22 protein-coding genes and 2 tRNA genes are annotated in these 26,299 nt (G+C 72.0%); 19 read left to right on the top strand and 5 right to left on the bottom strand.

From position 1 onward, the window contains the following. Nucleotide 1: 1 nt before the first annotated feature. Nucleotides 2–139 (bottom strand): 50S ribosomal protein L34, encoded by a 138-nt coding sequence (gene rpmH, locus FHU33_RS00320; protein ID WP_040338882.1) that lies wholly within the window; start codon nucleotides 137–139, stop codon nucleotides 2–4. A 675-nt stretch (nucleotides 140–814) separates the two neighbouring features. Here rpmH and dnaA point away from each other — a divergent pair. From dnaA to FHU33_RS00290, 6 genes are all read left to right on the top strand, one after another. After that, a complete protein-coding gene (dnaA, locus tag FHU33_RS00315; protein ID WP_142023566.1) occupies nucleotides 815–2,554 on the top strand; it encodes a chromosomal replication initiator protein DnaA in 1,740 nt (579 codons plus the stop codon). A 1,019-nt stretch (nucleotides 2,555–3,573) separates the two neighbouring features. Continuing rightward, entirely contained in the window at nucleotides 3,574–4,734 is a 1,161-nt protein-coding gene (gene dnaN, locus FHU33_RS00310) for a DNA polymerase III subunit beta (protein WP_142023565.1), read from the top strand. Between the two features lie 104 nt (nucleotides 4,735–4,838). Further along, nucleotides 4,839–5,771 (top strand): phosphogluconate dehydrogenase (NAD(+)-dependent, decarboxylating), encoded by a 933-nt coding sequence (gene gnd / locus FHU33_RS00305; RefSeq protein ID WP_142023564.1) that lies wholly within the window; start codon nucleotides 4,839–4,841, stop codon nucleotides 5,769–5,771. 45 nt (nucleotides 5,772–5,816) lie between these two features. Beyond that, on the top strand, nucleotides 5,817–7,007 hold the full coding sequence (gene recF, locus FHU33_RS00300) for a DNA replication/repair protein RecF (RefSeq protein ID WP_246063169.1): 1,191 nt from the start codon (nucleotides 5,817–5,819) through the stop codon (nucleotides 7,005–7,007). Continuing rightward, nucleotides 7,004–7,504 carry a DciA family protein gene (locus FHU33_RS00295; protein ID WP_142023563.1) on the top strand — a complete coding sequence of 167 codons (501 nt, stop codon included), beginning with the start codon at nucleotides 7,004–7,006 and terminating at the stop codon, nucleotides 7,502–7,504. Before recF ends, FHU33_RS00295 begins: the two co-directional genes overlap by 4 nt. Before the next feature lie 65 nt (nucleotides 7,505–7,569). Beyond that, nucleotides 7,570–8,478, top strand: coding sequence for a hypothetical protein (locus FHU33_RS00290; protein ID WP_142023562.1), 909 nt, complete (start codon nucleotides 7,570–7,572; stop codon nucleotides 8,476–8,478). A 133-nt stretch (nucleotides 8,479–8,611) separates the two neighbouring features. Here the strand turns inward: FHU33_RS00290 and FHU33_RS00285 are convergent, their stop codons facing one another. After that, complete coding sequence (locus tag FHU33_RS00285; protein WP_142023561.1) at nucleotides 8,612–10,117, bottom strand: SDR family oxidoreductase; 1,506 nt, start codon at nucleotides 10,115–10,117, stop codon at nucleotides 8,612–8,614. A 301-nt stretch (nucleotides 10,118–10,418) separates the two neighbouring features. On the opposite strand from FHU33_RS00285, the gene gyrB reads away from it, so the two are divergent. From gyrB to FHU33_RS00240, 10 genes are all read left to right on the top strand, one after another. Next, on the top strand, nucleotides 10,419–12,455 hold the full coding sequence (gene gyrB, locus FHU33_RS00280; protein ID WP_142023560.1) for a DNA topoisomerase (ATP-hydrolyzing) subunit B: 2,037 nt from the start codon (nucleotides 10,419–10,421) through the stop codon (nucleotides 12,453–12,455). Nucleotides 12,456–12,564: 109 nt separating this feature from the next. After that, nucleotides 12,565–15,033: a DNA gyrase subunit A gene (gene gyrA, locus FHU33_RS00275; RefSeq protein ID WP_142023559.1), complete on the top strand. Its 2,469-nt coding sequence runs from the start codon at nucleotides 12,565–12,567 to the stop codon at nucleotides 15,031–15,033. A 78-nt stretch (nucleotides 15,034–15,111) separates the two neighbouring features. After that, entirely contained in the window at nucleotides 15,112–15,873 is a 762-nt protein-coding gene (locus FHU33_RS26105) for a DUF3566 domain-containing protein (protein WP_142023558.1), read from the top strand. A 95-nt stretch (nucleotides 15,874–15,968) separates the two neighbouring features. Further along, a tRNA-Ile gene (locus FHU33_RS00265) sits at nucleotides 15,969–16,042 on the top strand. A gap of 98 nt (nucleotides 16,043–16,140) precedes the next feature. Further along, on the top strand, nucleotides 16,141–16,284 hold the full coding sequence (locus tag FHU33_RS24695) for a DLW-39 family protein (RefSeq protein WP_170182268.1): 144 nt from the start codon (nucleotides 16,141–16,143) through the stop codon (nucleotides 16,282–16,284). Nucleotides 16,285–16,313: 29 nt separating this feature from the next. After that, a tRNA-Ala gene (locus FHU33_RS00260) sits at nucleotides 16,314–16,386 on the top strand. Between the two features lie 428 nt (nucleotides 16,387–16,814). Continuing rightward, entirely contained in the window at nucleotides 16,815–17,606 is a 792-nt protein-coding gene (locus tag FHU33_RS00255) for a CHRD domain-containing protein (protein WP_211354945.1), read from the top strand. A gap of 11 nt (nucleotides 17,607–17,617) precedes the next feature. After that, nucleotides 17,618–18,493 (top strand): class F sortase, encoded by an 876-nt coding sequence (locus tag FHU33_RS00250; RefSeq protein ID WP_142023557.1) that lies wholly within the window; start codon nucleotides 17,618–17,620, stop codon nucleotides 18,491–18,493. A gap of 181 nt (nucleotides 18,494–18,674) precedes the next feature. Then, nucleotides 18,675–19,208 carry a peptidylprolyl isomerase gene (locus FHU33_RS00245; protein WP_142023556.1) on the top strand — a complete coding sequence of 178 codons (534 nt, stop codon included), beginning with the start codon at nucleotides 18,675–18,677 and terminating at the stop codon, nucleotides 19,206–19,208. A gap of 197 nt (nucleotides 19,209–19,405) precedes the next feature. Continuing rightward, nucleotides 19,406–20,077, top strand: coding sequence for a rhomboid family intramembrane serine protease (locus FHU33_RS00240; RefSeq protein ID WP_246063167.1), 672 nt, complete (start codon nucleotides 19,406–19,408; stop codon nucleotides 20,075–20,077). Here FHU33_RS00240 and FHU33_RS00235 read toward each other — a convergent pair. After that, nucleotides 20,074–20,490 (bottom strand): PH domain-containing protein, encoded by a 417-nt coding sequence (locus FHU33_RS00235; protein WP_142023554.1) that lies wholly within the window; start codon nucleotides 20,488–20,490, stop codon nucleotides 20,074–20,076. The two genes, FHU33_RS00240 and FHU33_RS00235, sit on opposite strands and share 4 nt — an antisense overlap. Before the next feature lie 86 nt (nucleotides 20,491–20,576). Here FHU33_RS00235 and FHU33_RS00230 point away from each other — a divergent pair, with 86 nt between their 5' ends. Continuing rightward, entirely contained in the window at nucleotides 20,577–21,737 is a 1,161-nt protein-coding gene (locus FHU33_RS00230; protein WP_142023553.1) for a thiolase family protein, read from the top strand. Nucleotides 21,738–22,349: 612 nt separating this feature from the next. On the opposite strand, the gene crgA is transcribed toward FHU33_RS00230, so the two are convergent. After that, a complete protein-coding gene (crgA, locus tag FHU33_RS00225; protein WP_142023552.1) occupies nucleotides 22,350–22,622 on the bottom strand; it encodes a cell division protein CrgA in 273 nt (90 codons plus the stop codon). A 129-nt stretch (nucleotides 22,623–22,751) separates the two neighbouring features. Between crgA and FHU33_RS00220 the strand changes: the two genes are divergently transcribed. Together FHU33_RS00220 and FHU33_RS00215 are read left to right on the top strand one after the other, a co-directional pair. Beyond that, nucleotides 22,752–23,516 (top strand): DUF881 domain-containing protein, encoded by a 765-nt coding sequence (locus FHU33_RS00220; protein WP_246063166.1) that lies wholly within the window; start codon nucleotides 22,752–22,754, stop codon nucleotides 23,514–23,516. 29 nt (nucleotides 23,517–23,545) lie between these two features. Then, on the top strand, nucleotides 23,546–24,208 hold the full coding sequence (locus FHU33_RS00215) for an aminodeoxychorismate/anthranilate synthase component II (RefSeq protein ID WP_142023550.1): 663 nt from the start codon (nucleotides 23,546–23,548) through the stop codon (nucleotides 24,206–24,208). 75 nt (nucleotides 24,209–24,283) lie between these two features. On the opposite strand, the gene pknB is transcribed toward FHU33_RS00215, so the two are convergent. After that, the gene (pknB, locus tag FHU33_RS00210; protein ID WP_142023549.1) at nucleotides 24,284–26,188 is read right to left on the bottom strand and encodes a Stk1 family PASTA domain-containing Ser/Thr kinase; all 1,905 of its coding nucleotides are present in this window, start codon (nucleotides 26,186–26,188) and stop codon (nucleotides 24,284–24,286) included. Nucleotides 26,189–26,299: the final 111 nt, after the last annotated feature.

Below are 26,299 nucleotides of genomic sequence, written 5' to 3'. Positions count from 1 at the left end.
GTCAGGCGGAGAGCTTCTCGCGACCCTTGCGCCGACGACCGGCGAGGATCGCCCGGCCCGCGCGGGTCCGCATCCGCAGCCGGAAGCCGTGGGTCTTCGACCGTCGGCGGTTGTTCGGCTGGAACGTGCGCTTGCTCACGAGGTACTCCCACTACACGGCATCGGCGGTGCGCACCCGCCGGTGGGCGGACGCGCGCGGGGGGTCAGGAAGGACGGCGACGTGCCGCATCCCGACGACCCCGGAAGCTGGTCACTGCGGAACGGCACACCCCGCTCCCCACCTGCACGGCCGTACCGCGAGGGTGGAGGAGGCGGCCGGAACCGTCCACAGACTCCAGCCAGCATAACCGAGGAAGCGCCGAGGCCGGAGACCGGGCGCATCCCGACCATCGATGGTCCACCCGGGGCGGCCTCCGGTGGTGGCGGCACGCCGAAGCCGACGCGCCCGGGCGGGCCGCCCGAGCGTTGCCGGGCTGTGGATGGGGCTGTTAGCGTCGCCGTCGCTCCGCGTCGGACGTCAGGGTCACGGCGCGTGGGCCGACCCCGTCGGTCAGCCGACCATCGAACCGTCTGTTCTTCCGTCACAACCGGCCCTCGACCTGCAGCGATGCCGATCGGCACCGGATCCGGCGGGCGATCCGGCAGCAGCTGTCGTCGACCGTGCACAGCCTGTGGACACCGGTGTGGAACACATGCGTCAGCGCATCCACAGCGGCTGGTCCCACCAGGGGACCACCGGGGCGCCGAGAGGTGCCGAGGACGCCGGAGGACGGACGGGCACCGGGGTCGACACCGATGGGGAGGAAGAAACGGCATGGCCGATGCCACGCTGGACCTGGCGACCGTCTGGGACCAGATCCGCGAGCGGCTGGCGACGAGCCTGTCCCCTCAGCAGAACGCGATGCTCAACCTGACCCGCCCACTGGGTCTGGTCGAGGACACCGCCGTCCTCGCCGCTCCCAACGAGTTCACCCAGACCGTGCTGGAGTCCCGCATGCGCCGGGTGCTCGCCGAGGCGCTGTCCGAGCAGTTCGGCCGCGACATCCGCGTCGCCGTCCAGCTGGAGGACGCACCGGCCGAGCCCCGGTCGGAGCCGCGCGACGAGGAACCCACCCGGCGACCGTGGACGGCGGCCGAGGTGCAGCGCGCCGAGGAGGACCGCGCCAGCCGCGACCGCGCCGACGACGGCCGGAGCGCCTTCGGCGTCCGGACCGATGTGGTCGGGTCCGCGCCCTGGGACCGGGACGGCTCCGACGAGCGACCGGTGCGCGCCGACTCCGAGGTGCGCGAGCTCCGCCCGGCCGACCGGGCGCCGGTCGACCGTGGCGCCCCGGAGGACTGGGCCACCACGACGTGGGGCTCGGAGCCGAGCCGTGACTGGGGCGGGGCCGGCGACGGTCGATCCGCCGACGTCCTGCCCTTCGACCTCGACGGTCCGGCCGGCGGGGACCGGCGTGGTTCTCCCGCCGGCGGGGCAGGGCGGGGTCGCCGTCCCGACTCCGGCCGCCCGGCCGGCCTGGACCCCGGGTTGAACCCCAAGTACGTCTTCGACAGTTTCGTCATCGGCAACAGCAACCGGTTCGCCCATGCCGCGGCGGTGGCCGTGGCCGAGGCACCGGCCCGCGCCTACAACCCCTTGTTCATCTACGGCGAGTCCGGCCTGGGCAAGACCCACCTGTTGCACGCGATCGGGCACTACGCGGCGCGGATGTTCCCGAACGTGAAGGTGCGCTACGTCAGCACCGAGGAGTTCACCAACGAGTTCATCAATCTCGTGCACTCCGGCCGGGCCGAGGACTTCCGCCGTCGCTACCGGGACATCGACTTCCTGCTGATCGACGACATCCAGTTCCTCGAGCGGGCCGAGCGCACGCAGGAGGAGTTCTTCCACACGTTCAACACGCTGCACAACGCCAGCAAGCAGATCGTCATCACCTCCGACCGTGCGCCGAAGAAGCTGACGACGCTGGAGGACAGGCTGCGCACCCGGTTCGAGTGGGGTCTGATCACCGACGTCCAGGCGCCCGATCTCGAGACCCGCATCGCCATCCTGCGCAAGAAGGCGTGGGGCGAGCGGCTGCAGGTCCCCGACGCCGTCCTGGAGTTCATCGCCAGCAAGGTGCAGACCAACATCCGGGAGCTCGAGGGCGCGCTGATCCGCGTGACCGCGTTTGCCAGCCTCAACAAGCAGCAGGTCGACCTGCCGCTGGCCGAGCTGGTGCTCAAGGACCTGATCAGCGACGAGCAGGGGCCGCAGATCACCGCGGCGATCATCATGGCCGCCACCGCGGAGTACTTCTCGGTGACGATGGAGGAGCTCCAGGGCTCCAACCGCAGCCGGACGCTCGTCAACGCGCGCCAGATCGCGATGTACCTCTGCCGCGAGCTGACCGAGCTGTCGCTGCCGCGGATCGGTGCATCCTTCGGCGGCAAGGACCACACGACCGTCATGCACGCGGTCAAGAAGATCACCAACCTGATGAGCGAGCGGCGGGCGACCTACACGCAGGTCACCGAGCTCACGGCCCGCATCAAGAGCCGCGCAAGGCAATGACACTGCGGTCCTCCGGACCGCGCCGCCTCCAATTGCCGTCCCCCAGCCCGCTGAGCCGTTGAGTCGCGCCTGCGCGGACCCTCCGGGCCCACTCGGCGCGACGGGTGCCGTCCCCGGCTGGCTCGGAGCCATCGCCCTGGCCGCGGTGTCGTCCGGAGGACGACGAAGTTGTTGGCCGCGGTGTCGTCCGGAGGACGTCGGAGTTGTTTCCCACTGGGTTGTCCACAGCCGTGGAAAGAAGTCGACACCCCCGGAGCCCTCGTCCGGGGCGGTAGCTGCCGGTGGCCGGTCGGTGATCCGCGTCGACTCGTCGAGAAGTTGTCCCCAGGGATGTGCACAGGTTGGGGAGATCTCGTGCCCGACGGGTCACCGCTGGTCACCGAAGCCCGTCGGCCGACCGTGCTGCCGCCGACGCCGATCCGTCCCTGAATCCCGCCCTGACCTGCAGGTATGGCGAACATGCCCCGATCCCGGTCCCGGAGGACCGATCGCCGTCGCCGTCGGGCTGGGCACGACCTGGGGATCCAGCAGGGAGACACGGGGGACAAGGGGTGGACGCCGACCGACGACGGTGAACAACCGTCGAGATGTCCACGTGTCGACAACAGGTCGACGGTGACCGCCCACAATCGGCCAACAGCCGTGGTCGGGACCTGACCTGCACGAACGGCCTCGATCCCCAGCTTCCACACGTGTGATGACGAGGATGAGGGAGTTATCTCGGAGATTCTCGAACCACACTCTGGGTGGGGAAGCTCCGTTCCGGAGCGCAGCCCCGAGCCCTGACCCAGACACGAAGCCAGGCACGAGACCCGCACCGGCGGGCAGCAGATCGGAGTGGGGAGCCTGCGCCGGAAGAGGCGTAACAGCTCATCGAGGGACCGGGGTTTCCCCCGGGGGGACCGCAGCAGGCACGATGAGCACCGCACCGGCACCGGACGCACCTGCGCCCACCTGCCGGTGCACGAGGGCCGTTCCCGCGAGAGGGACGCCGAAGCTGAGCTGGGGTGGGTCGAGAGATGAAGTTCCGGGTGGCACGTGAGGTGCTCGCCGACGCCGTCGCCTGGACGGCACGCAGCCTGCCGCCGCGTCCCTCCGTGCCGGTCCTGGCCGGGATCCTGCTCGAGGTCGACGGGAACCAGCTGTCGGTCTCCGGGTTCGACTACGAGGTGTCCGCCCGCGCCGAGGTCGACGTGAACGCCACCGAGGCCGGCCGCGTCCTCGTACCGGGCCGGCTGCTCGCGGAGATCACCCGGGCGCTACCGCCGCACCAGGTGGACATCACGGCCGAGGGTCCGCGGCTGTCGATCACCTGCGGCAACGCCCGCTTCAGCCTGCCGACGCTGCCGGTCGAGGACTATCCCTCCCTGCCGTCGATGCCGTCGTCGGCCGGGCTGGTCGACAGCGACGTCTTCGCCGAGGCGGTCGGCCAGGTGGCCGTGGCCGCAGGCCGCGACGACACCCTCCCGATGCTCACCGGCGTCCGGCTGGAGATCGAGGACGACCTGATCACCCTGGCCGCCACCGACCGGTACCGGCTGGCGGTGCGCGAGTTCGCCTGGCGGCCGGAGACCCCGGGGGTGTCCGCCGCGGTCCTCGTGCCCGCCCGCACCCTGGCCGACGCGGCCAAGACGCTGACCAGCGGGCCGGAGATCGTGCTCTCGCTGGCGTCCGGCAGCTCCGGCGAGGGGATCCTCGGCCTGTCGGGCAAGGACCGGCAGACGACGACGCGCCTGCTCGACGCGGAGTTCGTGAAGTACCGCGCGATCATGCCCAACGAGTCGAACTCGCACGCCACGCTGCCGGTGGGACTGTTCACCGACGCCGCCAAGCGCGTGGCCCTGGTAGCCGAGCGCGGCACGCCGCTGCGCTGCGAGTTCACCCCCGGGCAGGTCACCCTGCGCGCCGGCGGCAGCGACGAGGAGGGGCAGGCCGAGGAGCGCTGCGACGTCGAGTTCGACGGCGAGCCGCTGACCATCGGCTTCAACCCGACGTTCCTGCTCGACGGACTGGCCGCGGTGCACAGCGAGCGGGCGCGGATGGACTTCACCAGCCCGCTCAAGCCGGCCGTGCTCTCCGGCGTCGAGGAGCCGGCCGCCGACGACGGCCGGCCGGAGAAGCCGGCCGAGCGCAGCGGGAGCTACCGCTACCTGATCATGCCGGTGCGGCTGCCCGGCTGAGCCGCCGGAGCCGGCTCCCTTTCGCGCAACTCCCGGCGAGCCAGCACGATTGAGCCACTTCGCGAACCACCGACCAGGACAGAACGCCGAGAGGGGACGCCGTCGTGCAGTTGGGGCTGATCGGGCTGGGCAAGATGGGCGGCAACATGGCCGAGCGGCTGCGCCGTGCCGGCCACGAGGTGGTCGGCTACGACCGCGCGCCGGGGAAGCGCGACGTCGAGAGCCTGCCCGAGCTCGTGGAGGCGCTGTCCGCGCCGCGGGTCGTCTGGGTGATGGTGCCCTCCGGCGAGCCGACCCGGGCGACCGTCAAGGAGCTGTCCGAGCTGCTCAGCCCGGGCGACGTGATCATCGAGGGCGGCAACTCGAAGTACACCGACGACCAGGTGCACGACGTGATGTGCCGGGAGAAGGGCGTCGGCTACATCGACGCGGGCGTCTCCGGCGGCGTCTGGGGCCTGGAGAACGGCTACGCGCTGATGGTCGGCGGCACCAAGGACGACGTCGCCAAGTCCCAGCCGATCTTCGACGCGCTGAAGCCGCCCGCCCCGCATGACGAGTCGGGCCAGGAGCTGCCGGGAGCAGGGTTCGTGCACGCCGGGCCCGTCGGTGCCGGTCACTTCAGCAAGATGGTCCACAACGGCATCGAGTACGCGCTGATGCAGGCCTACGGCGAGGGCTACGAGCTGCTCGCCGCCGTCGACCTGATCGAGGACGTGCCCGGCGTCATCGCGTCCTGGACGCAGGGCACCGTCATCCGCTCCTGGCTGCTGGACCTGCTGGTCCGGGCCCTGCAGGAGGACCCGGAGCTCGAGCAGATCACCGGTTACGCCGAGGACTCCGGCGAGGGCCGGTGGACCGTCGAGCAGGCCATCGAGAACGCCGTCCCGATGCCGACGATCGCGGCGTCGCTGTTCGCCCGCTTCGTCTCGCGCCAGGACGACTCCCCGACCATGAAGGCCGTCGCAGCGCTGCGGAACCAGTTCGGCGGGCACGCCGTGCGCGCCGTCCAGGCGGAAGAGGCCGAGAAGCCCGCATGACCCGCCGACACCTCTCAGCGGCGTTTATGGCCATAAACGCCACGGGTGCCGTGGGCTGAGGTGTACGTCCGGCACCTGCAACTGGGGTCGTTCCGCAGCTGGGAGCGGGTCGACCTCGCGCTCGGCCCCGGCCCCACGGTGTTCGTCGGCCGCAACGGCGAGGGCAAGACCAACCTCGTCGAGGCCGTCGGCTACCTGGCCACGATGAGCAGTCACCGGGTGTCCAGCGACGCCCCGATGGTCCGGCACGGCGACAGCCAGGCCGTGGTCCGGGCCGCGCTGCGCAGCGGGGACCGGGAGCTGCTGGTCGAGATCGAGATCAACCCGGGCCGCGCGAACCGTGTCCGCGTCAACCGCGGCCCGCTGCCGCGGCCCCGGGAGCTGCTGGGCCTGGTGCGGACGGTGCTGTTCGCGCCCGAGGACCTCGCGCTGGTGCGCGGCGACCCCACCGAACGGCGGAGGTTCCTCGACGAGCTGCTGGTCACCCGTACGCCGCGGCTGGCCGGCGTGCGGTCGGACTACGACCGCGTGCTCAAGCAGCGCAACGCGCTGCTGAAGACCGCTCGCCTGGCCCGGGGAAAGGCGATCGAGACCCTCGACGTCTGGGACGGTCACCTCACCGACTTCGGTGGCCAGCTGCTGGCCGCGCGCCTGCAGCTGATCGCCGACCTCGCCCCGCACCTGTCCGAGGCCTACGCCGGCGTCGCCGGCGTAGGGGCTGCGGTCGCCGCGCTGGGGTACACCTCGACGGTGCCGCTCGCCGGCGACGGGACGGCGGTCGTCCCAGGAGCGCCCGCGCCCTCGGCCGGTGAGCTGACCGCCGCCATGCGTGAGCGGATCGGCGAGCGGAGAGGCGACGAGCTGGACCGGGGCATGACCCTGGTCGGCCCGCACCGTGACGACCTCGTCATCCACCTGGGGCCATCGCCGGCCAAGGGGTTCGCCAGCCACGGGGAGTCCTGGTCACTGGCGCTCGGGCTGAAGCTCGCGACCTTCGCCCTCCTGAGGGGGGACGGAGAGGACCCCATCCTGATCCTGGACGACGTCTTCGCGACCCTGGACGCCGAGCGGCGCGCGGCGCTGGCCGCGGTGGCCGGATCCGCCGAGCAGACCTTGATCACCGCCGCGGTGCTCGACGACGTGCCGGAGGAGCTGCGCGGGGCCCGGGTCGAGGTGGGCGGCGGGTTCGCCGTCCTGGTGAAGGACGGGGCCGCGGCCGGACAGGAGGCCTCGTGAACGAGGACCGGCCGGCGCGCCCGAGCGACATCGCCCGCGCCGCGCTGGAGGCGGCCCGGGCCGCCTCCGCCGCCCGCCCGCAGCCGACGCGACGGCGGATCGCCGGTCCCCGGCGGAAGTGGACCGGCGCGGGGCCGGGCGCCGACGACCCCCAGCCGCTCGGCCGGCTGGTGGACTCGCTGGTCACGGAGCAGGACTGGTCCGAGCGCACCCGGGTCGGCGCGGTGTTCGGCCGCTGGTCGGCGCTGGTCGGCCCGGACATCGCCGAGCACTGCCGGCCGGAGACGCTCACCGAGGGCGAGCTGCTCGTGATCGCCGAGTCGACGGCCTGGGCCACGCAGCTGCGACTGCTGGCGCCGACCATCCTCGGCAAGCTGCGTGCGCAGATCGGCGGGGACGTCGTGACCCGCCTGCGCGTTGTCGGACCGACGGCCCCCAGCTGGAAGAAGGGTCCGCGCTCGGTGCGCGGGCGGGGGCCGCGGGACACGTACGGATAGGCCGTGTGGACAGGCGGCGCCGGGCTCGTTGGAGGTCCGGGCGACGCCGGGAGGACGATGGAGCGATGAGCAGCCCCCGCGACCGCGACGGTGCCGACGACGGCAGCGACTGGCAGGAGCCCTCCCATCTTTCGGGGAGCGAGCCGGCGGACGAACCCAACTTCGCCGACCGCCGCAAGCAACCCCGGGACAGCGACCACACCGCGGAGGGCGGTACGTGGCAGCCGCCGGGGTGGGACCTGCCCGATGCCACCCCCGACCGGGGACGGCAGCCGGACGTGGACCCGTCCTGGGCGCCGCCCACCCCACCCACGACGGAGGCCCCTGAGCGTCCCCGCGGCGGCCTGTTCGGTTCGCGGCAGCGGGCCCGGGACCCCGAGATGGAGCGGGCCTTCAGCTACGAGGGCGACCAGCTCGGGGCGCAGGGCTGGGCGCTCCAGCACGGCTGGACGGTCTCCGACGGCAGCGGTCCCGCGGACGCGGTCCTCGCCGACCTCCTGGCCGGTTCGCCGGTCCGCCCGGGCAAGGAGGCGCGGCCGGCCGGGGTGCTGCGCGGCCGGGCCGGCGCCGTGGAACTGGTGGCCTTCGACGTCGTCTATCCCTACGGCCGGCAGTGGGTGGCGAAGTACGCGGTCACCGCGGCGCCGCTGCTCGGCGCGGTGCCGGTGCTACGGCTCTCCCCGGCACGGTTGTGGAAGCACCGCACCGGTGGGCTGGTACCGGTGATGAGCGGGGACGAGGCGTTCGACAGCCGCTGGCAGCTGCTGGCCGCCGAGGACGGGCCCCGGGTGCAGCGCCTCGCCCGGGACCCCGCCGTCCACGGGCTCCTGCTGGGCACCGACGACGGGGACGAGTTCTGGACGGGCAGTGGGCACGTGGCTGCGGTCCGGCCCGACGGGCACCGGCCGCAGCTCATCGAGCACCACGCCCGGCTGCTGACGGCGATCGTCGGCGCGCTGGCCGCCGGCTACTGACCCGGCCGTTCCGCTGACCACCGCCGCCCAGCCGCTGGTCGCGCGCGCTGATGATCAGGAAACCTGATCACGATGGGTCCTCCCTCGCGGTCGACGCTGAGGGAGGACCCCGAACGGTGAGGGAGGACGGCGGTCAGCTGCGCTGCTCGGCCGCCCGCACGATCCCGCGCACCATCCCGCCGAAGACGAACCCGTGGAAGGCGGCCACGGCCCACCAGTAGGCGTGGCCGGCCAGGCCGTGCGGTGCGAAGGTCGCCCGTTGGCGCAGCACGGTGCTCCCTCCCTCGTCCGTGGTCGCGCCGTCGGTTCCGCGGCCGTGTTCCACGTGGAACTCCAACCAGGCCAACCCGGGCAACCGCATCTCGGCGCGCAGCCGCAGCAGCCGGCCCTCGTCGAGCTCCTCCACCCGCCAGAAGTCGAGGGCGTCGCCGACGAGAAGGTCGTGGGCGTCCCGCCGCCCGCGGCGCAGGCCCACCCCACCGACCATGCGGTCCAGCCGGCCGCGCGCCCGCCAGGCCAGCGGGAAGGAGTACCAGCCGGTGTCCCCGCCGATGCCCTCCACGACCCGCCAGAGGGTTGCGGCGTCCGCCGACGTCGATCGCGTCCGCTCGTCGACGTACAGGCTGCCGCCGGCCCAGTCCGGGTCGGTGGGCAGCGGGTCGGACGGCGCGCCGGGCACCGAGGCGCCCGACCAGCGGGTGGCGACGGCGGAGTCCCGGACCCGAGCGACCGCCAGGCGCACCGCCTCGTCGAAGCCGAGCAGGCCGTCCGGAGGGTCCGGGACGTGGACGGCGATGTCGTGCTCGCTGCAGACGACGGTGTTGCGCAGCGATTCGACCAGGGGGCGCGCGATCCCGGCCGGCACCGGCGTGATCAGCCCGACCCAGTGGCTGGACAGCGACGGGGAGAAGAACGGGACCGGCAGGATCCGGCGCCGGGGGAGGTCGGCGACCTCGGCGTACCGCTGCATCATCTCGGCGTAGGTCATGACGTCCGGGCCGCCGATGTCGAACGCCCGGTGCACCGAGGTGGGCAGCCGGGCGCAGCCGACCAGGTACCTGAGCACGTCGCGGACGGCGATCGGCTGGATCCGGCTGTGCACCCAGCGCGGCGTCACCATGACGGGCAGCCGCTCGGTCAGATACCGCAGCATCTCGAAGGACGCCGACCCCGACCCCAGCACGACCGCGGCACGCAGCACGGCCGTGGGGACACCCGACGCGAGCAGGATCTCGGCGACCTCGGTCCGCGAGCGCAGGTGCGGCGACAGTTCCTCCCCCTGCGGCCGGAGGGCGCCGAGGTAGACCAGGCGCCCCACGTCCGCGCCGCGCGCCGCCCGGGCCATGACCTCGGCGGCGCGGCGGTCGGTGTTCTCGAAGGCCGTACCCCCGCCCAGCGCGTGGATCAGGTAGTAGACGACGTCCACCCCGGCGCAGGCCGCCGCGACCTGATCGGCGTCCGTGGCATCGGCGCGGGCGAGCTCGACCTGGTCGGCCCACGGCCGGCCCCGGAGGCGCTCGGGGGAGCGGGTCATGACCCGCACGCGATGCCCGGCGGCCAGCAGCTCGGGGACCAGCCGGCCGCCGATGTAGCCGGTCGCGCCGGTGACGAGGCAGAGCTTCGGTGCGTCGGAGGCCACGCGCCCGAGTGTCGGCGCGTTCGGCGTGCAGCGCCCGCCGCACGGTCCAGCCGTCCGAGGACGGCGTGTCCCGCCCCGGGGCAGCACCGGTGGTGGCGGAGGAGCCGGAAGGGGCTCAGACACGACGTGAGGGCGTGGACGACGGCATTCGTGTCAGTGGACCCGGTATCCTCGATGACAGAAACCGCCAGCAACCGGCCCAGCGTCGTTCTGCGCCCCTCAGGGCCCAGTGCCGTTCTGCGCGTCGCCCCCCGTCAGCACCGGGGAGCCGCGTGCCGGATGCTCGATAGGAAGGCCCCACGTGGTCGCAGCAACGCAGACCGAGAACGCCTACTCCGGCAGCTCCATCACCGTCCTCGAGGGTCTCGAGGCGGTCCGGAAGCGCCCCGGCATGTACATCGGTTCCACGGGCGAGCGCGGCCTGCACCACATGGTGTGGGAGGTCGTGGACAACTCCGTCGACGAGGCGCTGGCGGGGCACGCCGACCGGGTCCACGTCACCCTGCTGGCCGACGGCGGCGTCCGGGTCGAGGACAACGGCCGCGGCATCCCGGTGGACATGCACCCGGTCGAGAAGCGGCCCACCGTCGAGGTGATCATGACCGTCCTGCACGCGGGCGGGAAGTTCGACGGCAAGAGCTACGGGGTCTCCGGCGGTCTGCACGGCGTCGGCGTCACCGTCGTGAACGCCCTGTCCACCCGGCTGGACGTCAACGTCTGGCGGGACGGGACCGAGTGGAAGCAGAGCTACGCCTACGCCAAGCCCGGCCCGCTGGAGCAGGTCGGCCCCACCAAGAAGCGCGGCACCGCGATCACCTTCTGGGCCGACGGCGACATCTTCGAGACGACGCACTACTCGTTCGACACGATCAACCGCCGCCTGCAGGAGATGGCCTTCCTCAACAAGGGCCTGACGATCGTGCTGCGCGACGAGCGGCCGGGGCACAGCAAGGCCGAGTCCGGTCTGTCCGACGAGGTCACCCTCGCCGAGGCCGCGCCGGATGCGGGCGCCGGCGACGTGCCCTTCGAGCCCACCGAGGTCACGTACAAGTACGACGCCGGCCTCATCGACTACGTCGCGCACATCAACGCCAAGAAGAGCCCGATCCACAAGTCGGTCGTCAGCTTCGCCGCCGAGGGCACCGGCAAGAACGACATGGCCATGTCGATCGACGTCGCGATGCAGTGGTCCGAGGCGTATTCGGAGTCGGTCTACACCTTCGCCAACATCATCAACACCCACGAGGGCGGCACGCACGAGGAGGGCTTCCGTGCGGCACTGACCTCGATCGTCAACCGGTACGCCGAGGAGAAGAAGCTCTTCAAAGGCAAGGACGAGAAGCTCACCGGCGAGGACATCCGCGAGGGCCTGGCCGCCATCGTCTCGGTGAAGCTGGGCGACCCGCAGTTCGAGGGCCAGACCAAGACCAAGCTCGGCAACACCGAGGTCAAGGGGTTCGTCCAGCGGGTCTGCAACGAGCAGATCGGGCACTGGTTCGAGGCCAACCCGACCGAGGCGAAGATGATCATCAACAAGGCCTCGTCGGCCGCGCGGGCCCGCCGGGCGGCGCAGGACGCCCGCAAGCTGGCCCGCAAGAACCTGCTCAGCAACAACTCGCTCCCGGGCAAGCTCGCCGACTGCCGCTCGACCGACCCGCGCAACTCCGAGGTCTACATCGTCGAGGGCGACTCGGCCGGCGGCTCGGCCAAGTCCGGCCGCGACTCGATGTTCCAGGCGATCCTGCCGATCCGCGGGAAGATCATCAACGTCGAGAAGGCGCGCATCGACCGGGTCCTCAAGAACAACGAGGTCCAGTCGATGATCACCGCGTTCGGCACCGGCATCCACGACGAGTTCGACCTGTCGAAGCTGCGCTATCACAAGATCATCCTGATGGCCGACGCCGATGTCGACGGCCAGCACATCCGGACGCTGCTGCTCACCCTGCTGTTCCGCTTCATGCGGCCGCTGGTCGAGGCCGGCCACGTCTACCTGGCCCAGCCGCCGCTGTACAAGATCAAGTGGGGCGGGAAGGTCGCGGACGAGTACGTCTACACCGACCGCGAGAAGGACGCCGTCCTCAAGGCTGCGGCCGCCGACGGCCGCAAGCCGCCCAAGGACGACGCGATCCAGCGGTTCAAGGGCCTCGGTGAGATGAACGCCAAGGAGCTGTGGGAGACGACGATGGATCCGGAGACCCGGATCCTGCTGCAGGTGACCCTCGAGGACGCCGCTACGGCCGACGAGCTGTTCAGCGTCCTCATGGGCGAGGACGTCGAGGCCCGCCGCAGTTTCATCACCCGCAACGCCCGGGACGTCCGCTTCCTCGACGTCTGATGAAGGACCCCTTCGCCCCCCACTGCTCGCACGCTCGCAGCGGGGCCTTGCGAGGGGATCGGACGCGACCGCATCCCGCACCGCCCACCCGACCGTGGAGACCTGAACCGTGACCGAGACCCCCGCGCGTGACCGCATCGAGCCGGTCGACCTCCAGCAGGAGATGCAGCGCAGCTACATCGACTACGCGATGTCGGTGATCGTCGGCCGCGCCCTGCCCGAGGTCCGCGACGGCCTCAAGCCCGTGCACCGCCGCGTGCTTTACGCGATGTACGACCAGGGCTTCCGACCCGACCGCAGCTACGTCAAGTGCGCGCGCGTCGTCGGTGAGGTCATGGGTAACTACCACCCGCACGGCGACTCGTCGATCTACGACGCCCTCGTGCGGCTGGCCCAGCCCTGGTCGATGCGCTACCCGCTCGTCGACGGGCAGGGGAACTTCGGCTCCCCGGGCAACGACCCGGCTGCCGCCATGCGGTACACCGAGGCCCGGCTGACCCCGCTGGCCATGGAGATGCTCCGGGACATCGACGAGGAGACCGTCGACTTCCAGCCGAACTACGACGGCAAGAACCAGGAGCCGCTGGTCCTGCCGGGGCGCATCCCGAACCTGCTGATCAACGGCTCCGCCGGCATCGCCGTCGGCATGGCCACCAACATGCCCCCGCACAACCTGCGCGAGGTGGCCGCGGCCGTCTTCTGGATCCTCGAGCACCCGGACGCCGAGCCCGAGGAAGCCCTCACCGCCTGCATGGAGCGGATCAAGGGCCCGGACTTCCCGACGTACGGCCTGATCGTCGGCCGCGAGGGCATCGACTCCGCGTACCGGACCGGCCGGGGCTCGGTGCGCATGCGTGCCGTCGTCACCGTCGAGGAGGACTCCCGCGGGCGGGTGCAGCTGGTCTGCACCGAGCTGCCGTACCAGGTGAACCCGGACAACCTGGCCGAGTCCATCGCCGAGGCGGTCAAGGACGGCCGGCTGCAGGGCATCAGCGAGATCGCCGACGAGTCCAGCGACCGGGTCGGTCGCCGGCTGGTGATCACCCTGCGCCGCGACGCCGTCGCCAAGGTGGTGCTGAACAACCTCTACAAGCACACCCAGCTGCAGACGACGTTCGGCTGCAACATGCTCTCCATCGCCGACGGCGTCCCCCGGACGCTGCGCCTGGACGAGCTGGTCAAGCTCTACGTCAACCACCAGATCGAGGTCATCCAGCGGCGGACCCGCTACCGGCTGCGCAAGGCCGAGGAGCGCGCGCACATCCTGCGCGGTCTTGCCAAGGCCCTCGACCAGCTCGACGCCGTCATCGCGCTCATCCGCAACAGCGAATCGGCCGACGCCGCCCGCGGCGGGCTGATGGAGCTGCTCGACATCGACGAGATCCAGGCCGTCGCGATCCTGGACATGCAGCTGCGCCGGCTGGCCGCGCTCGAGCGTCAGCGGATCCTCGACCAGCTGGCCGAGCTCGAGCGGGAGATCGCCGACCTCGAGGCGATCCTCGCCTCCCCCGAGCGGCAGCGGCAGATCATCCACGACGAGCTGGCCGAGATCGTCGAGAGGTACGGCGACGACCGGCGCACCCAGTTCATCGCCAACGACGGCGACGTCTCGATGGAGGACCTCATCGCGGAGGAGGAGGTCGTCGTCACCATCACCCGCACCGGCTACGCGAAGCGGACGAAGAGCGACCTCTACCGCTCGCAGCGCCGTGGCGGCAAGGGCGTGATGGGTGCGGCCCTGAAGCAGGACGACATCGTCGACCACTTCTTCGTGGGTTCCACCCACGACTGGATCCTGTTCTTCACGAACAAGGGCCGGGTCTACCGGTCGAAGGCCTACGAGCTGCCCGAGGCCAACCGCACGGCCCGCGGCCAGCACGTGGCGAACATCCTCGCGTTCCAGCCGGACGAGAAGATCGCCCAGGTCATGCAGATCAAGGACTACTCGGTCGCCCCGTACCTGGCGCTGGCCACCGCCAAGGGCCAGGTCAAGAAGACCCGACTGACCGACTTCGACAGCCCGCGCCAGGGTGGCGTGATCGCCATCAACCTGCGCGACGGCGACGAGCTGGTCGGGGCAGTCCTCATCAACCAGGACCAGGACCTGCTCCTGGTGACCCGCAAGGCGATGTCGATCCGGTTCACGGCCGACGACAGCGCGCTGCGGCCGATGGGCCGGGCGACCGAGGGCGTCCGCGGCATCTCGCTGTCCGACGACGACCGGCTGCTGTCGATGATGGTCGTGCAGGAGGGTGTCGACGTCCTCGTCGCCACCGAGCGCGGCTTCGCCAAGCGGACCGGGATCGAGAACTACCCGAACCAGGGACGCGGCGGCAAGGGTGTGCTCACCGCCGATCCGAAGGCTCGCAAGGGCGCGCTGGTGGGCGCCCTGGCGGTGACCCTCGGCGACGAGCTGTACGCCATCACCTCCGGTGGCGGCGTGATCCGGACACCGGTGAACGGCGTGCGACACAACAAGGACCGCGCCACGATGGGTGTCAAGCTCATGAACTTGCCCGAGGACGTGTCGATCGTGGCAATCGCCCGTACGACGGACAACGACGAGCCCGAAGCCTAATCTGGGCCTGGATCACAGCGTGACCGGCCCGGCCACGCTGGGGAGCGGCGTGCGCCGCCCGGGGATGGGGAGACTGGCATGAGCGACCGGACGCAGGGTTCGGTGCGCACCGAGTCCCCCGCCGGGGACGGAGGGCCGACAGCCGCGTCGTCGGGAGCCGCGCCCGCTGGCAAGGGCCCGGCCGGCGCCCCGGATCCGTCCCGACCCTCGACGGGGACGCAGTCGATCCCCACGACCGGCACGCAGAGGGCGCAGGGCCCCGCCACCGGCAACCCGCCGGCCGGCGGGCCCGCAGGCGCTCCGCCGGTGCCGCCGCCGGCGGGCTCCGCCGCCGTGACGCCGGAGGCGGCGAAGGGATCGGCGGGGGGCTCGACGACAGGTTCGGCCCCGGAGGCCGCTGCCGAGGCGGGCGCCGACACGGGGGTGGGTGGTCGCCCTTCCGGCGGTCGCCGCCCGTCGCGCCCCGGGGGCCGCGGTCCCCGTCGGGCCCGGTTGCAACTGCGCCACATCGACACCTGGTCGGCGCTGAAGATCTCGCTGGTCCTGTCGATCGCGCTGTTCTTCATCTGGATGGTCGCGGTCGGCGTCCTCTACGGCGTGCTCAACTCCCTGGGCGTCTTCGACACCCTCAACGACCTCTTCGGGCAGATCGGCTCGGCGTCCGGGTCGGACACGGGCGGCGACGTCGTCACCCCGGGTCTGGTCTTCGGTGGCGCGGCGATCATCGGGGGGATCAACATCGTCCTGATGACGGCGCTCTGCACCGTCGGGACGTTCATCTACAACCTCTGCTCCGATCTGGTGGGCGGTCTGGAGCTCACGCTCTCCGAACGCGACTGAGAAAGGACCTCGTCGCCCCCCACCACTCGCAAGCTCGTGGCGGGACCCTGCGACGAGGCCGTTCCATCCCGTCACGTAGACTGTTCGAGGTTCACGGGCCTGTAGCTCAGGCGGTTAGAGCGCATCCCTGATAAGGATGAGGCCGGAGGTTCAAGTCCTCCCAGGCCCACCCGTGTGTCCCTCGCCGGTTGCACCAGCCTCCGGCGCCGAGCGCCGTATCGGTCACCGTCCCGGCGGTGCGCCGAAGCGGTCGAGGAGGTCCCCCGCGTGCTGAAGAAGCTGGCTCTGGCCGCCGTCGCCGCCGGAGCCCTGGCCGCCGTGCGGAAGCGCTCGAGCGGCAAGGCCGAGGCCGACCTGTGGCACGAGGCCACCAAGGGCCCCGACGCGATCAGCACGCCCACCACCCGCTGAACCACCCGGCCGCCCCTCGGGACGGCTCAGGGGACGTAGCTCAATTGGCAGAGCACCGCCTTTGCAAGGCGGGGGTTAGGGGTTCGATTCCCCTCGTCTCCACTTCTGCGTCTTGCCGGGACACCGCACGCAGCGCGGCGCCCTGCGGCAACGCGTGTCCGATCAGCTCGGTGTAGCCAGGCGGCGACGTGGCGCGGGGTGTTCAGCGGCCGACGCCGCACCGTGATCGGACGCTGCCGCAACGGGCTCGAGCAGTTCCACGACTGTCACCGGTACGCCGAGCGGGCCACCGCTACCGCGGCGGGCTCATGCTCCCCGCCACGGTTCGAAGGCCCCAGCAGAACAGGTCCCGGGCGAGTTCACAGCGACCACTCGAGTGCTCACTGGCGCCGCAAAAGACTGTTTCCCGCAATCTTTTTGCCCGTGACGGGTCACAGCAGGGCCACCGGCCACCGATACCCGGTGTGGAAGACCTGCCTCGACGGCGCCCACACCAGCGGCTCCGCGGGGACATCGATGAGAGGTGCACCGTGAACCGCATCACGCGCGCAGCCCTGACCGTCCCGATCGTCGGCTTCACCGCCCTGCTGGCGGCAGCGGGCCCCGCTGCCGCAGCGGAGGGCTCGGCCCGGGCCGACCTGACGCCCGTGCCCGTCAACCCCGTGACCGCCAGCGGCCAGGCAACCGCTCAGATCTCGGGCACGAACCTGTCGTTCACCCTGGCGGCCCAGGGCCTGCTGGCGGGGGCGCCGCACGCGGCGCACATCCACTTCGGCGAGGCGGCCCGCAACGCGTGCCCCACGGCGTCGGACAACAACGCTGCGGCGCTCTCGGGCGAGACCAATCCCCACGAGCACTTCACCACCACCGAGGGTGGCCCGGCCTACGGCGAGATCGTGGTGTCGCTGACCACCTCGGGCGACACCTCCCCCACGTCCGGCCTGGCCGTGGACCGCATGCCCGTCGGTGACAACTTCTCGTACTCCCGCGGAGACGTCCAGGTGAGCGAAGCGGTCGCCACGGCCATCCTCGCGGGCAAGGCTGTCGTCGTCGTCCACGGTGTGGACTACGACGGCAACGGCACCTACAGCGCTGGTAACCGCGGTGTGTCCGACCTGGACGCGTCGCTGCCCGGTGAGGCCACCGACCCCGCCCTGTGTGGCGTCCTGAAGGCCACCCCCGCCGGCGGGGTCGCGGCCGGCGACGGCAGCGCGTCCACCGACGCGGCGGGCTCGCTGCCCTACGTCCTCGGCGGCCTCGCGTTCACCGCGGCCGGTGGCGCCGCCTTCGCCGCGCGGCGGAACTCCCGCACGACTGCCTGATCACCAGGCACATGCTCGACCGCGCGCACACCGCCCACCTCGGTCCCTCAGGGGCCGGGGTGGGCGGTGTGGCGCGGATCGTGGGTCCGTATCCGCCGCCACCACCGCGCGTGCCGACGTCGGTCGGCGAGGCAGGGGTGCGGCACCTTCTCGCCCGACCACCTGCCGTCACTCGCTACGGACGAGCCGCGCGCCGCGCCGCCCGGACCGACCGGACCGACCGGGCCCGTGCCGGCCACGTCTGGACCGCTGCCTCCGTCCTGCTCGCCGTCGCGGGCGTCGGAGCGGTGGTCCTCCTCCCGCAGGACACCGGCCCTTCCGCCCGGCTGGCCGTGCCGTCGGCCGTCGCTGCCGCACCGGTCACCGCGGCGCCGACCACGACGCCCGCGACGCCTGGGCAGGTCTCCCCGGCCGCCGGCCTCCGTGAGCTGCCGGCCAGCGATCCGGTCCGGGTCCAGATCCCGGCCCTGGGGATGACCTCGGAGATCATGCATCTCGGCCTCGAGAGCGACGGGAGCATGGAGGTCCCGCCGGGCGCCTACCCCGTGGGCTGGTACGACGGCAGCCCTGCCCCAGGGCGGCTGGGACCCGCCGTCCTGGCCGCACACGTCGACTGGGAGGGCCAGCCCGGAGCCTTCTACGGGCTGCGCGAGCTGCGCGGCGGGGACACCGTCGTCATCGACCGCGCCGACGGCACCGTCGTGACCTTCGTGGTCGACCGGGTCGAAGAGCATCCCAAAGGCGACTTTCCGACCGACGAGGTCTACGGCGACATCGACGAGGTGGGTCTGAGGCTCATCACCTGTGGGGGAGCCTTCGACGAGGACACCGGCGACTACCAGGCCAACGTCATCGTCTTCGCCGGCCTTGCAGAAGCCACCGCATGAGAAGCCGTTCCCTCATCGAGCCAGGTCCGCGGGGATGTGACTGAACCGCCCGGAGATTCGGTGCGGTGGGAGACCAGGCGGCCCTCCGGGCTGCTGCTCGTCGTCGAGACGCTCACTGCCTCGCAGGGGACGCCGTCCCCGGGTCGGCGGTGCCCCGCGGATCGGTGGGAGACTGGGCGTCGTGACTGAATCGACTCCCGCCCGCCGCGCGGTCCTGCACACCAACCACGGCGACATCACCGTCGACCTCTTCCCGGACCACGCGCCGAAGACGGTCGCCAACTTCGCCGACCTGGCCGAGGGCGCCCGCGAGTGGACGCACCCCGAGACGCGCCAGAAGACCACCGACAAGCTCTACGACGGCACGATCTTCCACCGGGTCATCTCCGGTTTCATGATCCAGGGCGGCGATCCGCTCGGCCAGGGCTTCGGTGGCCCGGGCTACCAGTTCGGCGACGAGTTCCACCCCGAGCTGTCCTTCGACCGCCCCTACCTGCTGGCCATGGCCAACGCCGGCCCGGGCACCAACGGCTCCCAGTTCTTCATCACCGTCGGCCCGACCCCGCACCTCAACCGCAAGCACACGATCTTCGGCGAGGTGGCCGACCAGGCCGGCCGGGACGTCGTCGACAAGATCGCCGCCGTACCCACCGCCCGTGGTGACAAGCCGGTCGAGGACGTCGTCATCCAGTCGGTCGAGGTGCAGCGCAGCTGACCGAGCACCAGCCGGCGCCCCCCACCACCACCTGCTACCGGCACCCGGACCGGCCGACCGGCATCTCCTGCGCGCGGTGCGGCCGCCCGATCTGCCCGGAATGCATGATCCCTGCCTCGGTGGGGTTCCAGTGCCCTGAGTGCGTCCGGGAGGGGCAGGCCTCCATCCGCCCCGTCCGTCGGGGCAGCGGTGTGCGGATGGCGGGGCGCCGCTGGGGTGTCATCACCCTCGGCCTGATCGCGGCCAACGTCGCGATGTTCCTGGTGACTGCGGTGTCGGCGGGCCTCGCCGGCCGGTCTCCGCTGGACAACTACGCGTCGCCGGTGTTCGACGCGCTGTCCCAGTGGCCGTACGGGGTGTTGCTCCTCGGCGAGTGGTGGCGGGTCCTGACGGCCGCGTTCCTGCACATCGGACCGGTGCACCTGGCGATGAACATGCTCGCCCTGCTGCTCTTCGGCTCGGAACTGGAGCGGCGGCTCGGTCCATGGCGCTACCTCACGCTCTACCTGCTGTCGGCGCTCGGCGGGGCGGTGGCGATCCAGCTGCTCGGCGATCCGCGCGTGCCCGTGGCCGGCGCCTCGGCGGCCATCTACGGCCTGCTGGGCGCCCTCGGGGTGCTCATGCTGGCCCGGCGGGAGGACCTGCGCGGCCTGCTCACCCTCCTGCTGATCAACGTGTTCGTCAGCTTCCTGCCCGGCATCTCGCTGCTCGGCCATCTCGGCGGGCTCGTCGCCGGCGCGCTGACGGCCGGGATCCTGGTGCTGACCCGCCGGCGGGGGCCCGTGGAGATCGCGGGGCTGGCGGCATTCGGGCTGGTGCTGTTCGTCGTCGCGCTGACGGTTCCGACCTTGGTGGTGCTCGGGCTCTAGCGCGGCCTCGGGTCCAGCTCCCACAGGGTGCGGGCCACGGTCTCGGGGTCCGCGCCCAGGTCGCGGCGACCGAGGACGATGAGCGAGCCGTCCTCGTGAGGGCCGGCGGCGGTGTCCAGTTCCAGGGTCCGGCCCCGTAGCCCGAAGCGACGGGTCTCGCGCACTCGCACGCGCACGTCCGCCCAGGGCAGCCGGATCGCGCCGGTGAGCGTGCGGACGACGACGCCGTCGTGGCTCGCGGACAGCCGGGGACGCAGGACGACGTCGCGAAGTGCCAGCCCGAGCAGCAGGATCGCGCCCGCAGCCGCCAGGATCCGTCCAGGGGCGTCGGCGACGACCGGAACGCCCACCGCCAGCAGCACGCCCAGCGAGGCAGTGGCAGCGGTGTCCCACGTCGGTGGAGTCCACGTCATGGCCGCAGCGTGCCATCCCCGGGGGAGTCCTACGATCGGTCAGGGCTGACCGTTCGGCGCCCGGACCGTCGTCGAGGAGTTCGACCATGCGAGATGCCGTCATCTGTGCCGCCGTGCGCACCCCGGTCGGCAAGCGCGGAGGAGGGCTGTCCGGCGTGCACGCCGTCGACCTCTCCGCCCATGTCCTGACCGCGCTGGCCGAGCGGACGGGCATCGACCCGGCCGTCGTCGAGGACGTGTTCTGGGGCTGCGTGAGCCAGGTCGGCGAGCAGACCTTCAACGTCGGCCGCAACGCGCCGCTCGCGGCCGGGTGGCCGGAGAGCGTCTGCGGCACGACGATCGACCGCCAGTGCGGCTCCTCCCAGCAGGCCGTCGCCTTCGCCGCGGCCACCGTGATCAGTGGCCAGGCCGACGTGGTCGTCGCCGGCGGCGTCGAGTCGATGAGCCGGGTGCCGATGGGTGCCGCCCGCGGCGACGGGTCGGCGGGGAAGCCGCTCGGCCCGCGCTACATGGAGCGCTACGGCGGCATCCACCCGAACCAGGGCATCGGTGCGGAGATGATCGCCGAGCGCTGGGGCTTCTCCCGCACGCAGCTCGACGAGTTCTCCCTGACCTCGCACGAGTCGGCCGCCAAGGCGCAGGCCGACGGTGCGTTCGACGAGGAGATCGCGCCGGTGACGACGCCGGGAGGCACGGTCGTGAGCGCCGACGAGGGCATCCGGCCCGGCGGGACGCTGGAGAAGCTCGCCTCCCTGAAGACCCCGTTCAAGGAGGACGGCGTCATCACCGCGGGCAACGCCAGCCAGATCTCCGACGGCGCGGCCGCGCTCCTGGTGACCACCAGCGAGAAGGCCCGGGAGCTGGGGCTCACCCCGCTCGTGCGGATCCACACCACGGTGATGGCGGGGGACGACCCGGTCATCATGCTCACCGCACCCATCCCCGCGACCCAGAAGGTCCTGGCCCGCTCCGGGCTCTCCATCGACGACATCGGCATCTACGAGGTCAACGAGGCCTTCGCTCCGGTCCCCCTGGCGTGGCTGGCCGACATCGGTGCCGACCCGGCGCGGCTGAACCCGCGGGGCGGCGCGATCGCCCTCGGCCACCCGCTGGGCGGCTCGGGCGCGCGCATCATGACCACCCTGATCCACCAGATGCGGGCCCACGGCGTCCGCTACGGCCTGCAGACGATGTGCGAGGGCGGCGGCATGGCCAACGCCACCGTCCTGGAGCTCATCGGCGCCTGACGCTCTCCTCCGCTCTCAGGGCGGTCGTCCCGCGTGGACGGCCGCCCTGCGGCGTCTCCGCGGCGGTGGGCGCGAGATCGGCGGCAGACCGGTGCCGGTGATCCTCGTGACCGGCCTCGTGCCGATCCCCACATGCGCCCTGTGGACCATCGCCCCCGGCGAGGGACGGAACGGTACCGCTCGCTGCGCCGTTCCGCCGGTCCCGTGCGTCACCGGCTCACGTGTCCGTGCAGGTCAGCAGGGGTACAGCGGTCGCAGGGTCACCGCCTCGACCGTGCGTCCTTGTCGACACGTCCACAGCCCCATGCACAGCTGGGGACAGACTCACACAGCTGTAGTTACCTCCGTGGTCCTCGCGTCACATCCGCCCCACGCCAGGTGTCTTCGCAGGTCAGGGCAGGCCGGGTCCGTTCCGTCTCTCCACACTCGGTGGACAACCCTGGGGGTGGAGCGTCATGTCGACCTGTGGACGAAGACTTTCGTCTGTGCACAGCGAAAGGACCCCCTGCCCCCCAGCCACTCGCACGCTCGCGGCCGGATCCTGCAGGGGTCAACGACAGAGGCCCCCGTCCCTCGAGGGGACGGGGGCCTCCGGTCGAGTCGGGTACTGCTTCAACGCCAGCGCATCGACATGATCAGGCCGGCGACCATGGCGCCGAAGCCGATCGCGAAGTTCCACGCCGACAGCGAGACCATGAACGGGATCTGGTCGCCCGCCACGTAGTAGACGACGATCCACAGCAGGCCGATCAGCATCAGGCCGACCATCACCGGCGCGAACCACCGGGGGCTGGGCTGCAGGGCACGCGGCTGCGTCGAGCGCGCCTGGAGGACGCCCTCGGGGGGCGTGTAGGCCGACTTCTTGCGGACCTTGGACTTGGGCACCGGGGGGACTCCCTTCCGTGGGCCGGGCTGTCACCGCCGGCCGGAACTGGTATCAGCCTAAGCTGCCATCGGAGGTCGGGGCGGTGGCACATGCCGTCGCGCCGCAGGAGATCCCCGAGGAGGTGCCCCGTGAGCCGGTCGTCGCTCCGTGGCCGCGTCCTCCGCGGGCGCCGGCTCTCCCCCTGGGGCGCCCTCGTACCGGTCGTGGCCCTCCTGGCCGGCCTGCTGTTCGCCACGTCCGGGCGGGCAGCCCAGGGCATGGACCTCCGGGCAGGGGAGATCACCGAGCTCTCGGAGCTCATCGACCAGCGCAACGCGGTCATCGCCGAGCAGGGCGACCAGCTCGGTGACCTCCAGCGGCAGGTCGAGCGGCTCACCGATCAGGCGGCGTCCCGCAACAGCGACGTGGCGGCCGCCCAGACCGCCGGGGATGCGGGTGCGCTGTCGGCGGCTCTGGTGCCGCTCACCGGCTCCGGTGTGGTCATCACCCTGGACGACGCCCCCTCCCGACCGGACGGCAGCCGGCCGGTGAACGCCAGCGCCGACGACCTCGTCATCCACCAGTCCGACGTCCAGGCCGTGGTGAACGCGGTGTGGGCGGCGGCGGCCGACGGGGTGGCCATCATGGACGAGCGGCTGATCGCGACCAGCGCGGTGCGCTGCGTCGGCAACACCCTCCTCCTGCAGGGCCGCACCTACTCGCCGCCGTTCATCGTCACCGCCATCGCCGACCCCTCCGCGGTGCGGGCGCAGCTGGCCGCCTCCCCCCAGGTCGCGGTGTTCCAGCAGGCCGTGGAGGCTTTCGGGCTCACCTTCACCGTGCGCGAGCGACCGGTGGTGGAGTTGCCCGCCTACGATGGGCCCCTGGACCTGGAGTTCGCCACCTCCGGTTGAGACCGACGCCGGACGAGAGGAACTCGAGCGTGACCACTGCCGCCGACCGTCCGGTCCTGGTCGTCGACAACTTCGACAGCTTCGTCTACAACCTCGTCCAGTACCTGGGCCAGCTCGGCGTCCGCTGCATCGTGCGGCGCAACGACGCCGTCGACGTCGACGAGCTCGCCGACCTCGACGTCGCCGGGGTGCTGCTGTCCCCGGGGCCGGGGACGCCCGCCGGCGCCGGGGTGAGCGTGCCGATGGTGCGGGCCGCGGCGGAGGCCGGGACGCCGGTGCTCGGGGTCTGTCTCGGGCACCAGGCCGTCGCCGAGGCGTTCGGCGCCGACGTCGTCCGCGCGCCGGAACTGCTGCACGGGAAGACCAGCCAGGTCGTCCACGAGGGCGAGGGTGTGCTGGCCGGCCTTCCGTCGCCCTTCACCGCCACCCGGTACCACTCCCTCGCCGTCGACCCGGCCACCGTGCCCGCCGAGCTGGAGGTCACCGGCGCGACGCCGTCGGGGATCGTCATGGCCCTGCGGCACCGGGAGCTGCCCGTCGAGGGCGTCCAGTTCCACCCCGAGTCGGTCCTCACCGAGGGTGGCCACCGGATGCTGGCCACCTGGCTGGCCGGCTGCGGGATCTCTACCGACCCGGAGGTCGTCGAGGCCGCCTCGGCCGCCGTGCGGCGCCTCACGGTCGCGATCGCCTGAGACGGCCCCGGCCCGGGGGACGACGAAGGGCTCCTCCCGCCAGGGGAGGAGCCCTTCGTCGTCGAGGGAGCTGGTTCAGTCGCTGTCGGGAACGGCCTCGGCGATGAACAGCGTGATCGCCTGACCGGCGGGCACCGCCGCGCCGGCCGCCGGGGTCGTCTCCACGACCGTCCCGGGGACGTCGGCGGGTTCGGCGGCGACCGGCGTGACCGTGATCGTCCCGGTGAAGCCGGCGCTCTGGAGCGCCTGCCGTGCCGCGGCCTCGGTACGACCGATGAGGTCCGGCATCTCCAGGTCGCCGGGCCCGCCGGACACCTGCAGGACGATGCGGGTGTCCCTCCCGGCCGGGCTGGCCGCTCCGGGCGTGGTGCTGAGGACCGTGCCGGGTGCCTCGGCCGAATCCACCTGCTCGGTGCTGATCTGCACGTCGCTGAAGCCCGCCTGCGTCAGGATGGCGCGGGCCTCCGCCTCGGCGCGACCGGTGACGTCGGGGAGGTCGATGGTTCCGGTCGAGATGCCCAGGGTGATGGTCGTCTCGGGGGCGGCCGACTCGCCGACGCCCGGTTCGACCGTCGCCACCGTGCCCTCCTCCTCCAGGGAGTCCACCTGGCGGGTGTTGATGCTGCCGGTGAACCCGGCCTGCACCAGGGCGGCTTCGGCCTGGTCCTCGTCGAAGCCCACGACGTCGGGGACGGTGATCGCGTCCGGCTCGACCCCCACGACCAGATCGATCGCGGTGCCCTCGTCCCGCTGGGCTCCGGCGGCCGGGTTGGACTCCAGCACGGTGCCGACCTGCGCCGGATCGTCGGTCTCCCGGGGGGTCACCTCACCGACCTCGAGGCCGGCGTCGGTGATCGCCTGCCGTGCCTCGGCCTCCGGCAGGCCGACCAGCGTGGGCACCTGCACCTGTTCCGTCACCGGGGTCTCCGGCTCGGCCCCGCTCATCGCGACGGCGATGGCGATGGCTCCACCGATGAGCAGGACGGCCAGCACCGAGACGACGGCGATGATGCGGCGCTTGCGCTTGCGGTCGAGCTCGTCCTCGTCGTCCCAACGGTCGTCGCCGTAGGGAGCTCCGGGCGTGGCGGCGAGGATCGTGGTCTTCTCGGCGTCCCCCATGACCGGGGTGGCCTCGACCCGTTGCCCCGCGAGCGCGCGGAGCAGGTCGTTGCGCATCTCGGCGGCCGACTGGTACCGGTTGGCCGGGTTCTTGCTCATGGCCTTCAGCAGGATCGCGTCCAGTTCCGCCGGGATCTGCCGGTTGATCGACGACGGCAGCTTCGGGTCCTCGCGCACGTGCTGGTAGGCCACCGCGACGGGGGAGTCGCCGGTGAACGGCGGCGCCCCGGTGACGAGCTCGTACAGCATGCAGCCGAGGGAGTAGACGTCCGAGCGCGCGTCGACGCTCTCCCCGCGGGCCTGCTCGGGGGAGAGGTACTGCGCGGTGCCGATGACGGCCGCCGTCGAGGTCATCGTGGCGGCGGAGTCCGACACGGCCCGCGCGATGCCGAAGTCCATCACCTTGACCGTGCCCTGCGGCGTGATCATCACGTTTCCGGGCTTCACGTCCCGGTGCACGATGCCGTTGCGATGGCTGAAGTCGAGGGCGCCGCAGATGTCGGCCGACAGGCTCATCGCGCGCTCGGGTGAGAGGTGGCCCTCCCGGCGCAGCACGTCGCGCAGCGTCTCGCCCTCGACGTACTCCATGACGATGTAGGGGGTCGCCCCCGTGCTGGTGCGGTCCTCCCCGGTGTCGTAGACGGCCACGATCGCCGGGTGGTTGAGCGACGCCGAGGCCTGCGCCTCGCGGCGGAACCGCACCTGGAACGACGGGTCGCGGGCGAGGTCGCTGCGCAGCACCTTGACGGCCACCTCGCGGCCGAGCCTCAGGTCGCGCCCGCGGTGGACCTCGGCCATGCCACCCCGGCCCAGGACGCCACCGATCTCGTAGCGCTCGCCGAGCACCTGCGGCGTGGTCATCGGAGGTCCTCTCGGGCGGGGCGTTGCGTCGTCCGGGCGAGGGCCTCGGCGAGCGGGCGGGAACCCCGCCGGGCGGGGTGTCCTGCGGGCAGGGAGCCGACGGCGAGCCTA

The sequence above is a fragment of the Blastococcus colisei genome (genome assembly GCF_006717095.1).
GTDB classification, from domain to species: Bacteria; Actinomycetota; Actinomycetes; order Mycobacteriales; family Geodermatophilaceae; genus Blastococcus_B; species Blastococcus_B colisei.
This window is presented reverse-complemented; position numbering and strand designations above follow the sequence as displayed.

Coding starts and splice junctions, on each gene's coding strand:
- dnaN (WP_142023565.1), top strand. CDS start 3,574: ATGAAGTTCCGGGTGGCACGTGAGGTGCTCGCCGACGCCGTCGCCTGG.
- dnaA (WP_142023566.1), top strand. CDS start 815: ATGGCCGATGCCACGCTGGACCTGGCGACCGTCTGGGACCAGATCCGC.
- pknB (WP_142023549.1), bottom strand. CDS start 26,188: ATGACCACGCCGCAGGTGCTCGGCGAGCGCTACGAGATCGGTGGCGTC.
- FHU33_RS00250 (WP_142023557.1), top strand. CDS start 17,618: ATGCTCGACCGCGCGCACACCGCCCACCTCGGTCCCTCAGGGGCCGGG.
- FHU33_RS26105 (WP_142023558.1), top strand. CDS start 15,112: ATGAGCGACCGGACGCAGGGTTCGGTGCGCACCGAGTCCCCCGCCGGG.
- FHU33_RS00290 (WP_142023562.1), top strand. CDS start 7,570: ATGAGCAGCCCCCGCGACCGCGACGGTGCCGACGACGGCAGCGACTGG.
- FHU33_RS00235 (WP_142023554.1), bottom strand. CDS start 20,490: ATGACGTGGACTCCACCGACGTGGGACACCGCTGCCACTGCCTCGCTG.
- FHU33_RS00240 (WP_246063167.1), top strand. CDS start 19,406: ATGGCGGGGCGCCGCTGGGGTGTCATCACCCTCGGCCTGATCGCGGCC.
- FHU33_RS00230 (WP_142023553.1), top strand. CDS start 20,577: ATGCGAGATGCCGTCATCTGTGCCGCCGTGCGCACCCCGGTCGGCAAG.